Genomic DNA, 14459 nt, shown 5'->3' on the forward strand with positions numbered 1-14459 from the left:
ACCGGATCAACCGGTGGCGACGTTGGCTTCGCCGACAGCCTTGACCACGGCCTGCTGGTAGGCCGCCGCGGCCTCGTCGGGACTCTTGCCCGCGACCACGTCCGCGGTCGCCTGCTGCAACGCGGCCGACACCGGCGTGTACTGCGCGAGACCCGGCCGGTACCGGGTGATCGGCAGGACCTCCTTGGACACGTACGTCAGCATCGGGTCGCCCTTGAGCACCTCGTCGTTCACGTCGCTGCGCACAGTGATCTGGGGAGTGTCGGCCACGCGCGCCCTGGTGGCGTCGAACGAGTTCATGAACTGCAGCAACTCCCACGCCTGCCGCGGGTACTTGGTGTTCGGGTTGACCATCCGGATCGACCCGCCGGACATGCTCACGAAGTCCTGGCCGCCGACGCCCGAACCGGGCCGCTGGGCCGGAATCCGGGCCCAGCCGACAGCGGAGTCGCGATCGGCCATCTTGGCGACGCCGTTGGCCGGGTTGAGCACCGCGCGCCAGAAGTAGTCGCTCTCCAGCAGGATGCCGATCTTGTTGTCGGCGAACTGCGCGAAGGACTTGTCCCGGCCCTTGGCCTCCTGCTGCAGCAGCGGGTCACCGAGGCCGCCGGAGTAGATCGTCTGGTACAAGCCGAGAACGTCCTTCACGTTCTGCGTGGCGCCTTGCCACTTGCCGTTGTCGTAGACGGGTTTGCCGGTGCCGGCGAGTAACGGCAGCACACCCTGCATCGTCGTCGCCTCGGTCATCGCGGTGCCCGCGTTCAGCTGGATCGGCACGATGCCGGGAACGGCCTTGAGCTTCCGCGCGGCGTCGAGGATCTCGTCCCAGCTGCGCGGCTGCCAGTCGGCCGGCAGCCCGGCCTGCGCGAAGAGCTTCTTGTTGAAGTACAGGACGCGGCCGTCGGTGCCGACCGGAACACCGTAACGCCTGCCTTCGAAGTCACCGAGCGCCGCGACGGCGGGCGGGATCCTCGACCAGCCCTCCCACGCGTCCACTTTGTCCTGCCCGACCAGATCGGCCAGCGGCTTGGCCTGCCCGGCCTGGGCGAACTCACCCAGCCAGATGCCGTCGATCTCCTGGACGTCGGCGCCGCCGCCGGTCTTCAGGTCGAGCGCGACCTTGGTCTTGTAGTCCTTGTCGTCCGCGCCGTTGCCCTCGAACCGGACCGTGGCGTTGATCCCCTTGGCCTTCTGGGCCTCGACGAACTTCGGGATCACGTACTCGGTAGTCCACTTGGCCATGGCGGCGTTCTTGCCGCCCGCCAGCGCGTTGGACGAGATCGTGAGGGTGTACTCCCTGACGTCGGCGTTCTGACCGGTGTCGGTCCCGGCGGGTTTGCCGACGCATCCCGCGGCCGGCAACGTCAGCGCCACCAGCAAGGACATCAAGGACCTTCGTCGCATCGTCGCGCCTCCCAGGTGGAAACTTCACCGGAACCACTGGCGGTTGGTGGCCGTATCCTCTGTCAGAAGGTGATCAATGACAAGAGAGCGGAGCAGCCCGTTCGGGCGAGAGGGATACGGCGGTGCACGCACTGATCACTACGACGGGGTAGCGTTTCCAGCCGTGGTGACCCCCGATCCCGTGGACATGCGCCTGCTCAGCCTGATCGCCGAGATGGGCAGGGCCGCCGTGCACGAGGTCGCCGCCCGGATGGGGATGGACCCCAGGGAGGTGGCGTCCCGGCTTGTCGCACTCTCCGCCAACGGATTGCCGCTGGTCGTCGGAGTGGAATGCGACCCGAACGGGATACGGGCCGCGCTGGCGGCCGTCGCGCCACCGAGCTACCCGGTCCAGGGCACACCGTCCGGTGTCTATCCGCCGAACGCCTTCCCGCCTGGTGCGTATCCGCCACCGTCCGCTGGGCACGCCTATCCCATGGGGCCGCCGTCGGGCGCCAACGCTTACCAGCACCAGGCCACACCCTCTGGCCCCTACGCACATCCGGCGGGCACACCTTCCGGCGCCTACCCGCCCCCGGCGACTCCGTCAGGGCCGTATCCGGTGCACGGCACGCCCTCCGGCCGCTATCAGGGACCACCTCAACCGCCCAGCCACCCGATTCCCGCCCAGCCCGCGCCACCACCGGACCCCGTGATGACCACGTGGGGGCCGCCGCAGACGTCCACATGGGCCCGCGGCGACCAGCCCGGCCAGGCCCAGGTCACGCACGCCGCACCGGTCGCCCAGGTGCAGGTGCAGCCCGCCCGGCCGGCGCCCCGTCAGCCGTCCGCCCGGACCGGCAAGGTCGGCGGGACGCTCGAAGCCGAAGGCCTGGAAGGCGAGTACCTGGCGATCCAGCTCGTCGAGGTCGTCGACCCGGCGGACTTCCTGTTCACCGCCGCCGGGTACCGATTGCAGGAAGGTGAACGTTCGGTCGTCGTGCACACCGAGATGGTCAACCGGGGCACGCAGGCGTTCAACTCGCTGCCCGACCTGTACCTCGTGCTGATCGCGAAGGACGGCCAGACCGTGTCGAAGGCGCCGGTGTCGCTGTCGTCCCGGCCGCCGCACCGGATCGGTGTCGCGCCCGGTGAGACCGCCGGCGGGCACACGGTGTACGTGCTGCCCGAGAACCTCGAGATCAGCGCCGTCCGGTGGAGCGCCCGGCCGGACGACCTGTCCCGGGCGCTGACCTGGACCGTCGAGCCGTAGACCGCGCTGGTCAGGACTCGGCGCGCAGCCCTTCGAGGGCGACGGCCAGGTCCTCGGGGTACTCGCTGGTGAACTCCACCCACCGGCCGTCCGCCGGATGCTCGAACCCGAGGGACCAGGCGTGCAGCCACTGCCGGGTCACCCCCAGGCGCTTGGCCAGCACCGGATCGGCGCCGTAGGTCAGATCACCGACGCACGGGTGACGCAGCGCCGAGAAGTGCACCCTGATCTGGTGCGTCCGGCCGGTCTCCAGCTTGACCTCGACCAGCGAGGCCGCCCGGAACGCCTCCAGCACGGTGTAGTGCGTGACGCTCGGCTTGCCCAACGCGACCACGGCGAACTTGTAGTCGTGCTTGGGGTGCCGGTCGATCGGCGCGTCGATGGTGCCCGTCGACGGGTCCGGGTGCCCCTGGACGACAGCGTGGTAGATCTTGTCGACGGTGCGTTCCTTGAACGCCCGCTTGAGCACCGTGTACGCGTACTCGCTCTTGGCGACGACCATCACGCCGGTGGTCCCGACGTCGAGCCGATGCACCACACCCTGCCGCTCTGCCGCGCCCGACGTGGAGACCCGCACGCCCGCCGCGGCGAGCCCGCCGATGACCGTCGGACCGGTCCAGCCCGGACTCGGGTGGGCGGCCACGCCGACAGGCTTGTCGACCACCACGATGTCGTCGTCCTCGAAGATGATCCGCAGGCCCTCCACGGGTACCGGGATCATCTCCACCGGGCGTTCCGGCGCGGGCAACGTCACCTCGAGCCAGGTGCCCGCCACAAGCCGGTCGGACTTGCCCGCCGGCCGCCCGTCGATGACGACGTCACCCGCCTCCGCGATCGCCGCGACAGCGGTCCTCGACAGGCCCAGCAACTTGGACAGCCCGGCGTCCACCCGCATGCCGTCGAGGCCGTCGGGGACGGGCAGGGTTCGCAGGTCACTCACTGGACGCGGCCTCCGGCTTCTTGTCGCGGGAACGGCGGCCGTCGTACTCGTGGCCGAGCAGCGACAGCACCACGATCAGGATTCCGCCGACCACGATGCTGGCATCCGCCACGTTGAACACCGGCCAGTACCGGCCGTCCGGGCCGAACAGCGACAGGAAGTCGACCACATGCCCGCGCAGCGGGCCCGGCGCCCGGAAGAACCGGTCCATCAGGTTGCCCAGCGCGCCGGCCAGCACCAGCCCGAGCCCGATGGCCCAGCCACCGGACCGCAGCTTGGGCAGCACCCAGATGATCGCGACCACCACGCCGATGGCGACAAGGGCGAGCACCCACGTCATCCCGGTCGCGATGGAGAACGCGGCACCCGGATTGCGGACAATCTGCAGGTAGACCAGGCCGCCGAGGACCCGGACCGGTTCCCTGCCCTCCAGGTTCGCCAGCGCCACGATCTTGGTCACCAGGTCGACCGCGAAGAACACGACGGCCGTGCCCAACAGGATCGCCGCCTTGCGCGGGGGCCTGGTCTCCTCCGGGTTGCTCTCGGTACTCACCAGTTCATTCTCCACGCATCACCTGGCCGTGCCCGCCACTACCCGGCCCTAACGGTCCGGCCGGGTCACGCGCCGGCGTACGTACCGAACGTCCAGACGTTGCCCTCGGGGTCGGCGATGGCCACGCTGCGCGAACCGTAGTCGGTGTCCTGTGGCTCGGTGACGACCTTTCCACCGGCCTCGACGACCCGCTTGTGGACGGCGTCCACGTCCTTCGTGACGACGTAGACCCACTGGGTTCCGGGTACCGGCTGCGGGTAGTCGGGGTGGGTCCCGCCGGAGCCGTACATGATGCCGCCGCCTTCAGGCCATTTCACCTCCGCGTGCACGATTCGGGTCTTGTCGTTCTCGTCGCGGACGGTCAGTGCCTCGGTGAAGCCGAGCACCTCGGTCAGGAAGACCCGAGCGGCCTCCGCGTCGTTGTAGCTCAAACAGGCCCAGACGCCTGGGGTGTTCTCAGTGGTGTTGTTTTCAGCGGTGTTGTTCTCAGTCATGGGGCGACTGTGCCGAGTCCTCGTCACTCAAGTCTTGGAGAAACGGGAGCTCCTCACGCACCCACGTCGCCGGCGTGCAACCGGCGAACGAACGCCATTCGTTGGTCATGTGCGCCTGGTCGTAGTAGCCGGCCGTGATGGCGGCTTCAGCCAGGGGCTGACCTGCCCGGATGAGCGACGCGCCGCGTTCGAACCGGATCAGCCGGGACACCTGTTTCGGTCCGAGTCCCACCTCCCGCGCGAATCGTGACGTGAAGTGCCGCCTGCTCCAGCCGACCTCGTCGGCCAGATCGTTGACCTGCTGCGCGCCTCGGCCGGTGACCATCCGCCGCCACGCCCACTGCACCTCGGCCACCAGGGTGACCGGCCGCAGCGCCCCAGCGAACTCGGCGTCCAGCAGCGCGAACCGCTCGGCCCACGTCGGTTGCGCGGCCAGCCGGTCCGGCAACGACGCCGCCCATCTCACCGGCAGCTCGGCCACGTCGATCACGTCCGAGGTCAGCTCGGTCGCCGGAACCCCCAGCAGGGCCCGCAGACCGACCGGGTTCAGCTCGATGTGCAGCCCCTGCTGGAACCGGTCCTGTTCGATCAGCGTGGGTTCGAGGTGCAGTCCACCGACCACCGCCTGCCCCGCGCGCCCGCCACCCGGCCCGCCCACCATCCGGATCGGCTCAGCCAAGCTGATGATCAGCGTGACCGTGCCGGACGGCAGCCCCCGGTGCACCGCCAACCCGACGTCATGCTGCGTGTACCCGATATAGCGCCGGACAAGGTGGCGCAGCGCGGGGTGCGGTGCCCGCGTCGCGAAGTCCACATCCGACTCAGCCATCGGGTTCAGCGTAAGCCAGTTCAGTCGCGGTGTAAGACCCCCGCGGCCGACACCAGGCCCGTCTCGTACGCGACGATCACAAGCTGGGCCCGGTCACGCGCCTCGAACTTGCCGAGCAGGTGACTGACGTGGGTTTTCACGGTGCCGAGGCTGACATGCAGCCGTTCGGCGATCTCCGCATTCGAATGCCCTTTGGCGATCAGGGTCAACACCTCCGTCTCCCGTTCAGTGATCTTGGCCAGTTCCTCGGCGGCCCGCCGCGGCACGGGCCGCCCGGCGAACTCGGAGATCAACCGCTTGGTCACCTTGGGCGCGAGCAACGCGTCCCCGGCCGAGACAGTCCGAACCGCCGCCAGCAGGTCCCCCGGCCGCGCGTCCTTGAGCAGAAACCCACTCGCCCCGGCCCGAAGCGCGGCATAGACATAAGCGTCCAGATCGAACATAGTCAGGATCAAGACCCGTGTCTCCGGCCGCGCGGCACAGATCAAGCGAGTGGCTTCGATCCCGTCCATCTCCGGCATCCGGACATCCATCAACACGACATCCGGCCGCTCCCGCGCGACAACGTCAACCGCCTCCCGCCCAGTCCCCGCCTCCCCCACAACGGTGAACTCAGGATCAGAATCGATCAGCGCCCGGAAAGTACCGCGCAGCAACGTCTGGTCGTCAGCGATGACAACCCGAACCATGTCCGTCTTCACACATCAACCTCATAACCGCCCTAGCCATCCTGCGTTCCCACCGCCACTCTGCCATCATTCTTGTCCCGTCCGCCTGACCGCCGCACAGGGTTTACTGGCCTCTCGAGCCCGTTCGCCCTCCCTGGCCCCGTCCCGTCCTCCATCACCATGCAAGCCAGGATGTCCATATAGGACGTCCTGATCACGTTGGGGTCGCGGCCTGGCGCACGTCGTCGCCACTCGGAGCTGTTTGATGACAGGGTGTCCTCACACCGGCCAAGGCTGCCCCGGCGACTGGTGCGCGTGAACACCACCGAAGGTGGGATCACGCCTGTAAGCGGCCGTTGACCGTTCCTGCATGAGCTCAGCGGGAACCTTGGTGGTGCTGGACTGCGCGGGAACACTACCGGCCGCGGGCGGTTGCGCCTGTAAGGCGGTGGGTGGCCGCTCCTGCGTGGACCAACTGGGGGCCTTGATGGTGGTGCCGGGCTGGGGTGGGCGGACCGGTCGGCGTGGGCGGGGAGGGAGTGAGTGGGTGTGGTGTTCATGGTGTTTCTCCGTAAGGAAGGGTTGCGTACACGCGGAATCCGCCTTGCGGGCGTGGGCCTGCTTCGAAGGTTCCGTCGTACATCGTTACGCGCTCTCTGATGCCGATCAGGCCGTGGCCGGGTTGACGGGCGGGGATGTTGCCGCCTGAGCCGTCGTCGATCACTTCGATTCGGACCTCTCTTTCCTTGTTCTCCACGATGATTCGGCACGCTGCCGGTGCCGCGTGCTTCACCACGTTGGTCAGTGCCTCCTGGACGATCCGGTAGACCGAGAGACCGATACCTTCAGATAATCGTTCCAGGCCATGGGTTTTCATGGTGACCCGGACGCCGGCCAGCGCCGCCCGGTCCGCCAGTTCGGCCAGACCGCCCGGCTGGGGCGCCGGGGCGAACTCGACCTGCGAGCCGCCGGTTCGGAGTACTCCGAGCATGTGCCGCATCTCCGTCAACGCGTCACGTCCTGTCGTTTCGATGACGTGCAAGGCTTCCCTGGCCTGCCTGGGCTGGACGTCGACCAAGTGGTTCGTCACCCCGGCCTTCACCACGATCAGGCCCATGCTGTGCGCGACCACGTCATGAAGCTCCCGGGCGATGCGCAGACGCTCTTCCGTGACCGCACGATCGGTCGACCGCGCAAGGTATGCACGGCGGTCACGGATCGCCCGGCCGACTGTCCAGGTCACGCCCAGAATCGCCGCGCCGATCAGCAGTTGGCCTGCCGTCGACCATCGCGTGCTGATCGGACTGATCAGCACGACCATGAACAATCCGAGGCTGCTGAGTAAGCCGAGCGTCAACGTCGGTTCCCAGCGGGGTCGCCGTTCTGTCAGAGCCAAGATGTACACAGTGGCCGCCGGGGCGACGAAGAACGTGTCGAGCAGGTCGAGCGTCAGACACAGTGTCGACAGCGCGAGGACGGTTCCGAACACCGGCCGCGGCCAGCGACGGCGGACCGCGATCGGCAGCGTGCTACCGGCCACGAGAACAGCGGCCAGCCACTCCGGCACTGCTTGCGCGGCGTCGCGCAGCACGACCGGGATGAGCGCCAGCAGCGTGTACACGAATGCGAAAGCGCTGTCGCACACGTACTGTTGCTCTCTGGTCAGCCCGCCGATCAGGAACGGTCGGGATGCTGTTTCGTCCACGCCTCCGACGCTAGCGCGGGGGTCCGACAGTCCGCCTCTGTCTGGAGATAGAGATCGCGGTTCTATCTCCAGACAGATGCGCCGACCGGGCCGGGTACGGCAGCGTGGAACCGTGATCGAAACAACGCACCTCACCAAACGCTACGGGTCCACCACCGCGGTGGAAAGCCTTTCCGTACAAGTCAATCCCGGGTGTGTCACCGGCTTCCTCGGCCCAAACGGCGCCGGGAAGTCGACCACCATGAGAATGGTGCTGTGCCTGGCCGCACCGACTTCGGGCGAGGCGTTGGTCCAGGGCCGCCGGTACGACCAGTTGCGCTTTCCCATGCACGAGGTCGGTGCCCTGCTCGACGCCAACGCGGTCCATGGTGGACGAACAGCGGTCGACCACCTCCGTTGCCTGGCACGAACAAACGGCATCGGCGACACCCGCGTGGTGTCCGTCATGGAACAGGTCGGCCTCGCCGGCGTGGCCAAGCGCCGGATAGGCGGCTTCTCACTGGGAATGAGGCAGCGGCTCGGCATCGCCGCGGCCCTGCTGGGCGATCCCGGCGTGCTGATGTTCGACGAACCGGTCAACGGGCTGGATCCGGACGGAGTCCGCTGGATCCGTGAGCTGACCCGGTCGTTGGCCGCCGAGGGCCGCACTGTCCTCGTTTCCAGCCACTTGATGAGTGAGATGGAGCAGACGGCGGACCGGCTGCTGATCATCGGCCGTGGCCGGTTGATCAGCGACACCACAGTCCGCGACCTGCTCAGACAGTTCGGCCGGGGCGTGCTGGTGCGCTCCCCACGGCAGGCCGAGCTCGCCACGGTGCTCACGGCGGCAGGCGGCGAGGTCGACAGCGATCCGGGTGGCGGTTTGTCCGTGAAAGGCCTGGACGTCGCCGAGATCGGCGATGCGGCAGCAGCACATGGCATCGCTGTGCACGAGGTGACTCCGCGCAGCGCGTCCTTGGAGGAGGCATACATGGCGTTGACCGCCGACAGTGTTGACTACCGGGCGGGGGCTCAGCGATGAGAGACGTCCTCTCCGCCGAGTGGCTGAAGATCCGCACCACGCGATCGAGCCAGTACGTCCTGCTCGCGGTGGTCGTGATCGCCGTGGTGGGAATCCTGCTGGCGTACGCGTGGGCACAAACGTGGAACGGCATGTCTCCGCAGAGCCGGGCTCGCCTCACGGACAGTTCGATCGAGGACACCACGGCACCGCTGCTTCACTTCTGCCTGGGCGTGCTCGGTGTCCTGATCATCACGGGCGAGTACGCGACCGGCATGATCCGCACCAGCCTGACGGTCGCGCCAAGGCGACTTACGGTCCTGCTGTCGAAGGCCGTCGTCATCGGTGCCCTTGCGTGGGTTTCGGGGCTCCTGGTGACCTTCTCGACGTATCTGGTGAGCCGGGACATCCTGGCGAGTCGCGGGTTTCCCGCCTACGCGGCCTCGTTCGGGGAAGAGTTACCCGGACTGGTCGGGGCAGGCAGCCTGCCGACGGTGATCGCCCTTGTCGGGCTGGGACTGGGTGCTGTGCTCCGATCCACTGCGGGCGCGTTGTTCGCGATCGCCGCGCTGGTGTTCATCGTGCCGGCCCTCATCGGTTTCCTGCCTGACCCATGGGACGACCGCATCGGTTCGCTGATGCTTCCCCATGTGACCGATCCGCTCGTCGCAACCGGTTATGTCGTTGTGGCACTGGGTGCCGCGGCCGTGGCGATGGTCCGTAGGGACGTCTGACCGACGTTCTTCGTTCTTCGATTTCGGTCGAGTGGGTGAAGATCCGCTCGGTCCGGTCGAGTTATGGCGAGGACAACCCGACGCCCGAACGCAGAACTAGTGTCCAAGCGCCCGTCATGGAGCAGAGCTCGGAGTACTTGCCTCACCGGCGAGTACACGGCCGGGACCGTCGCCTCCAGCGTGACCGTCCGACCACACCGGACTCTCGATCAACTGTGGCGAAGGCGTCGTTGTCGCAGCAGTGTCGCTGGTTTGGTGTTCCGGCTGAGCGCGTTCGGCGTGGCTCGGTGGATCGTCGGCGACGCTGTTGTGGTCGGCTCTCGGTACCGAGCGGATCGCGGGCGGCTCGGTTGCCGCCGCGATCATGCCGGTGGCCTCCGTGACGGTCGCGCTGGGCGGCGCCGTTCTGAGCTCGGTCAGGCGGGCCGTGCCGCAACGCACGGCCTAACGCCGACCGCGCATTGCTTCACCGACTGCGGGAAGGAGGACAACGATCTCTGCGAGCAGCCACAGAACCAGGGACAGCGCCAGAGCGGCGATGAATTCGCCACCGCCGTCCACGAGGACCCGGATGACCGCGTAGATGTAGTAGAGCACCACGACCGCGCCGAGGACCACGAGGATCCACCGGGCGAACGCGAGCCGTGCCGCCAGCAGGATCGCGAACAGCGCGAAGGTGCAGGCGACCGAGATCCCCGTGGCGATACCGAAGTCGACATTGCCGGTGACGTCCTCGGCGAACGCCATGCCGGGCACCGAGATGACCGCTTCCACGCTGGTCGTCGTCCCGTCCCAGGAAATGATCGAGACCACCAGGGAGAACACCGCGCACAGGAAGAACAATGCCGCCGCGATGTAGGCGGGAGCCGTGTTGTGGCGTGGGGCGTAACCGCCGTAGGGCGGCTGCGGCCAACCGGGACCTGGATAACTCATGTGCAGGAGTATCAACGATGACGTCACGCAGGACTGGACGAACCACCAAGAACGGCCGACGCCGGCGGCCGGGTGGACGCCGGGTGCGGTCTCCGACCGCCGCGATCAGTCGATGAGGAACGAAGGCAGCGGCCTGGTGTCGTTCTCCGGGACCCACCGGCCGTCCTCGAGCCGGTAGTTCAGCGCCGGACCATTGGTCACCAGCGTGCGCAGTGCGTGCACGAGGCGGTCCACGTGCTCGGTTGTAGTGCCCAGTCCGATGCTGGCCCGCAGGGCGCGCTGCTCGCTCGACCCGGCTTTGGTGAGCAGGCGGCGAGTCGCGATGTGGGCACAGAACGCGCCGTCGCGGACACCGATGCCGTACTCGGCGGACAACGCGGCTGCGATCAGGCCCGCGTCATGGCCTGCGATCGTGAAGCTGACGACACCGACTCGCGGACCGTCGAAGATGCTGAGCTCTGTCAGGCCTGGCACCTCGCGCAAACCGGTGCGCAGACGGTGCAGCAGGGCGATCTCGTGTGCCTCGATGTCCGCCCACCGTGCGGCGATCGTCTTGCATGCCACGGCAAGGGCGTGCACGCCGACGACGTTCGGAGAGCCGGCCTCGTGCCGCTCGGGCACCGCGGACCATGCGACGCCCAACCGGTCTCCCCAGCTCACCACGTGCTTGGTGGCGCCACCGCCCGCCAGGTATGGCTCCGCCGCCTGCAACCAGTCGGCACGGCCGATCAGCACACCAGCGCCGAAAGGGGCGTACAGCTTATGTCCTGACAACACGACGTAGTCGACGTTCCACGACCGGATGTCGATGGGCCGATGCGGCGCCAACTGTGCCGCGTCCAAGGCGACCCGCGCACCGTGCCGCCGGGCGACCGCGGCGAGTTCCTCGATGGGCCACAACTCACCGGTCACATTGGACGCTCCGGTGATCACCACGAGCCGGGGGCCGATGGGTGCGGCGGCCAAAGCCGCGTCCAGGGCGATGACGGCGTCACCCGGGGACGCCGGAGTCTGGACTCGCCGGACCCACGGGCCCTTCCACGGCAGCAACGCCGCGTGGTGCTCGGTGTCGAACAGCACGACCGCGGTCGCCTTGGGCAGCGACCGGGCAAGGAGGTTGAGTGAATCAGTCGAGTTCCGGGTGAAGACGACCGTGTCACGGGTGCGGGCACCGACGAAGTCACGCAGCACATCGCGGGCACGCTCGTAGACCTTGGTGGAGACCTGGGAGGCGAACCCCGCGCCTCGGTGGACGCTGGCGTACCAGGGCAGGAGTTCGTCAACCGCGTCCTGCACGGCGCTCAGACAGGGCGCGCTGGCGGCGTGGTCGAGGTTCGCGTACTGGATCTGCTCACCGGTGGCGAGCGGGACGGTCAGGGCGGCGCTGACGACCGGCGGCACCTGCACCGGCGCCTGGTCCTGCGCGAACTGGCGTTGACTGGGAAGTGCGAGCGTCATCTCTGGCTCCTCCGGGCCTCAGGGACCCACGAGGGTCCGCGCTTGCCCGGCCACGGTGTTGTGGCGGGCCTGGTCCTCACCCGGGGCACCCCACCGCGGTAGGAGGGTTGCCGGCCAGCAAGCCGGGGCTTGACGCTGGCGCTCATGACCTTCGTTTCGAACAGTAGCGGACGGACGCCGTCTCACGCGACCACCGCACGGGCGAAATGTGCTGTACACCACAGGCCGACAGGCCAGCGGTCCGTTGGCACACGACGAAGGAGGGGTGCGAACGCACAGGTGAGAGTCTGTTTTCGGACAGGTGGCGCCGGGTGTCAGTTCGGTGTCGATCACGGCCGAGCGTGGCGGGCACCGAGACCTCGGCGCGGCGGCGGGCGTGGTCGCACGCGGGGCGGTCGCTGTCAGTGACCGCGCCTGTCCCTTGAGACGGACGCGGTCAGGTGGCGACTCTGTCGTGGAAGGAGGTGGTTCAGTCGCCGTGTTCGCCGCGCCACCGGGCGTGCCGGCCCGCGCGGTCGATCGCGCGGATTCTGCGTTCAGTCGCGTCCCGGGCTTGCCGGGTGGTGACCACGAGGATGTGGTCGTGGATTTGCAGGCGCGTGGTGGGTTCGGGGGTGAAGGCGGCGTCGTCCCGGGTGACCAGGCTGACCGTGGCGCCAGGGGGTAGCCGCAGCTCGGTCAGGTAGACGCCGTGCAGTTTCGAGCCTTCCGGGATCTTGACCTGGATCAGCTCGGCCCCCAGCTCGTCCAGCGGGGCCGAGTCGACCTCCACGTGCTTGGACTGGGCGCCCTTGCTCAGGCCGAGGGTCCGCGCGACCAGCGGGAGCGTGCCGCCTTGCACCAGGGTCAGCACGATCACGAGCACGAACACCGCGTCGACCAGGTTGCGGGCACCGGGCAGGTCCTCGCTGAGCGGGATCATCGCCAGCACGATGGGCACCGCGCCACGGAGGCCCGCCCAGGACAGGAACACCTGTTCTCGCCACGGGACACGGAAGGGCAGCAACGACAGGAAGACCGACAACGGGCGTGCCAGCAGCAGGAGCACTGCCGCCGCGACGAGGCCCGGCACAACGGAATCGAGCAGACGAGCCGGGGAGGCGAACAGGCCGAGCAACACGAACAGGCCGATCTGGGACAGCCAGCCCAGGCCTTCGGCGAACGACAGCGTGTCGGCGCGGTGCGGGAGCTGGGAGTTGCCCAGCACCAGGCCGGCGACGTAGGTGGCGAGCAGGCCGGAGGCGTGCGCGAGCTGGCCGGTGGAAAAGGCGACGACGCACACCGCGACGGTGGCCAGCGGGTACAGGCCGGTGGCGGGCAGGGCGACCCGCCGCAGGATGAGACCGCCGATCCAGCCCAGGCCCACGCCGATCAGTGCGCCCGCCGCGAGCTCGTACACGGCCAGCAGCGGGAAGACCCAGTCGATCGTGGTCGCGGTGGACAGCACGACCACGGCTATGTACGACGGCGCGTCGTTGAAGCCGGATTCGAGTTCGAGTGAACCGACGACCCGTTTGCTGACGCCCAGACCGCGCAGGACGCTGAAGACAGCGGCGGCATCCGTCGAGGCGAGCACGGATCCCCACAGCACGGCCTGTTTCCAGTCCAGGCCGAGGATGAAGTGCAGACCCGCCGCGGTCACCCCGATACTGACCGCTACGGCCACAGTGGACAGTGCGATGCCGATGCCCATGGACAGCCGGACATCCGACCATCGCGTGGTCAGGCCGCCCTCGGTGAGGATCAGCACCAGGGCGGCGAGCCCGAGTGCCTGCGTGAGCTGGGCGTCGTCGAAGCGGATGCCCAGCCCCGCCTCGCCGATCGCGACCCCGATGCCCAGGTACAGCAACAGCGAAGGCAGGCCAAGCCGGACTGACACCCGGACCGCGAGCACGGCCACGAGTACTACGGCAGCCCCGATCCCCAGGGCAAGGGTCAGCCCAGTCACGCCCGCATTGTCTCATCTGTCCTAAGTGCTCTCGGTCAGCAGCTTGTTGAGCCGTTCGGCCGCATCCGCTGGTGCGCGTGACAGCTCGACAATCTTGTCGCGGCCTCGTTCACCCGCCACAAGAGACACATCCGCCTTGCGCACACCAAAAATCTTGGCCAGAACGGCACGAAGGTGCTCGTTCGCCTTCCCTTCGACCGCGGGCGCCGCGACGGCAACGATGAGAGCGTTCTCACCCCAGCGGCCACCGACCCGGTCCTGACGTGCGCCGGGTTTCACCCGGACAGCGAAGCGGAACTCCACCAAGCGATTATCCAGGGTGTTGCCAGTTCACGCCGGTTCTGGCGAAAAACCCAGATGAACCTGACGGGAACGCGACTACGGGAGGCACTGCGAGCGGTACAGACGGCGGTCGACCAGTCGGCTGGACGTGCTGGTGAACAGATGCTTGCCGCACGGCGGCGTGAACGGGAAAGAAACGGCCCGGCTCACCAGGTGAGCCGGGCCGCCGAGAACCCGGGTTGGTGCCGCACTTCGGCAT

The 14459-nt window shown here is 68.1% G+C and carries 14 protein-coding genes and 1 riboswitch; of the genes, 3 read left to right on the plus strand and 11 right to left on the minus strand.

Going from position 1 to position 14459, the window contains the following annotated elements; all coding sequences use genetic code 11:
- Positions 1–6 precede the first annotated feature (6 nt).
- Positions 7–1404, minus strand: coding sequence for an extracellular solute-binding protein (locus GC106_RS03815; RefSeq protein WP_173124324.1), 1398 nt, complete (start codon positions 1402–1404; stop codon positions 7–9).
- 163 nt (positions 1405–1567) lie between these two features.
- Here GC106_RS03815 and GC106_RS03820 point away from each other — a divergent pair, with 163 nt between their 5' ends.
- Positions 1568–2656, plus strand: coding sequence for an Lrp/AsnC family transcriptional regulator (locus GC106_RS03820; protein ID WP_173124326.1), 1089 nt, complete (start codon positions 1568–1570; stop codon positions 2654–2656).
- Between the two features lie 10 nt (positions 2657–2666).
- On the opposite strand, the gene GC106_RS03825 is transcribed toward GC106_RS03820, so the two are convergent.
- From GC106_RS03825 to GC106_RS47500, 6 genes are all read right to left on the minus strand, one after another.
- Complete coding sequence (locus tag GC106_RS03825) at positions 2667–3551, minus strand: RluA family pseudouridine synthase (RefSeq protein ID WP_173124701.1); 885 nt, start codon at positions 3549–3551, stop codon at positions 2667–2669.
- 37 nt (positions 3552–3588) lie between these two features.
- On the minus strand, positions 3589–4149 hold the full coding sequence (gene lspA, locus GC106_RS03830) for a signal peptidase II (RefSeq protein WP_312872392.1): 561 nt from the start codon (positions 4147–4149) through the stop codon (positions 3589–3591).
- Between the two features lie 65 nt (positions 4150–4214).
- Positions 4215–4643: a VOC family protein gene (locus GC106_RS03835; RefSeq protein WP_173124328.1), complete on the minus strand. Its 429-nt coding sequence runs from the start codon at positions 4641–4643 to the stop codon at positions 4215–4217.
- On the minus strand, positions 4636–5472 hold the full coding sequence (locus tag GC106_RS03840; protein WP_173124330.1) for a helix-turn-helix domain-containing protein: 837 nt from the start codon (positions 5470–5472) through the stop codon (positions 4636–4638). The genes GC106_RS03835 and GC106_RS03840 overlap by 8 nt, the downstream gene beginning before the upstream one ends.
- Before the next feature lie 20 nt (positions 5473–5492).
- Complete coding sequence (locus GC106_RS03845; RefSeq protein ID WP_173124332.1) at positions 5493–6161, minus strand: response regulator; 669 nt, start codon at positions 6159–6161, stop codon at positions 5493–5495.
- A gap of 535 nt (positions 6162–6696) precedes the next feature.
- Entirely contained in the window at positions 6697–7845 is a 1149-nt protein-coding gene (locus GC106_RS47500; RefSeq protein ID WP_217279946.1) for a sensor histidine kinase, read from the minus strand.
- A gap of 112 nt (positions 7846–7957) precedes the next feature.
- On the opposite strand from GC106_RS47500, the gene GC106_RS03855 reads away from it, so the two are divergent.
- Together GC106_RS03855 and GC106_RS03860 are read left to right on the plus strand one after the other, a co-directional pair.
- Complete coding sequence (locus GC106_RS03855) at positions 7958–8866, plus strand: ABC transporter ATP-binding protein (RefSeq protein WP_312872393.1); 909 nt, start codon at positions 7958–7960, stop codon at positions 8864–8866.
- Positions 8863–9579 (plus strand): ABC transporter permease, encoded by a 717-nt coding sequence (locus tag GC106_RS03860; protein WP_173124336.1) that lies wholly within the window; start codon positions 8863–8865, stop codon positions 9577–9579. The genes GC106_RS03855 and GC106_RS03860 overlap by 4 nt, the downstream gene beginning before the upstream one ends.
- Before the next feature lie 444 nt (positions 9580–10023).
- Here the strand turns inward: GC106_RS03860 and GC106_RS03865 are convergent, their stop codons facing one another.
- The 4 genes from GC106_RS03865 to GC106_RS03880 form a co-directional block, all read right to left on the minus strand.
- Complete coding sequence (locus GC106_RS03865) at positions 10024–10512, minus strand: hypothetical protein (protein WP_173124338.1); 489 nt, start codon at positions 10510–10512, stop codon at positions 10024–10026.
- Positions 10513–10617: 105 nt separating this feature from the next.
- Positions 10618–11970, minus strand: a complete 1353-nt coding sequence (locus tag GC106_RS03870) for an aminotransferase class V-fold PLP-dependent enzyme (RefSeq protein ID WP_173124340.1) — start codon at positions 11968–11970, stop codon at positions 10618–10620.
- 33 nt (positions 11971–12003) lie between these two features.
- Positions 12004–12120: riboswitch (SAM riboswitch) on the minus strand.
- Between the two features lie 319 nt (positions 12121–12439).
- Complete coding sequence (locus GC106_RS03875) at positions 12440–13918, minus strand: potassium/proton antiporter (protein WP_173124342.1); 1479 nt, start codon at positions 13916–13918, stop codon at positions 12440–12442.
- A 21-nt stretch (positions 13919–13939) separates the two neighbouring features.
- A complete protein-coding gene (locus GC106_RS03880; protein ID WP_173124344.1) occupies positions 13940–14221 on the minus strand; it encodes a DUF167 domain-containing protein in 282 nt (93 codons plus the stop codon).
- Between the last annotated feature and the right edge of the window lie 238 nt (positions 14222–14459).

The sequence above is a fragment of the Kibdelosporangium persicum genome (assembly GCF_013280595.1).
GTDB classification, from domain to species: domain Bacteria; phylum Actinomycetota; class Actinomycetes; order Mycobacteriales; family Pseudonocardiaceae; genus Kibdelosporangium; species Kibdelosporangium persicum.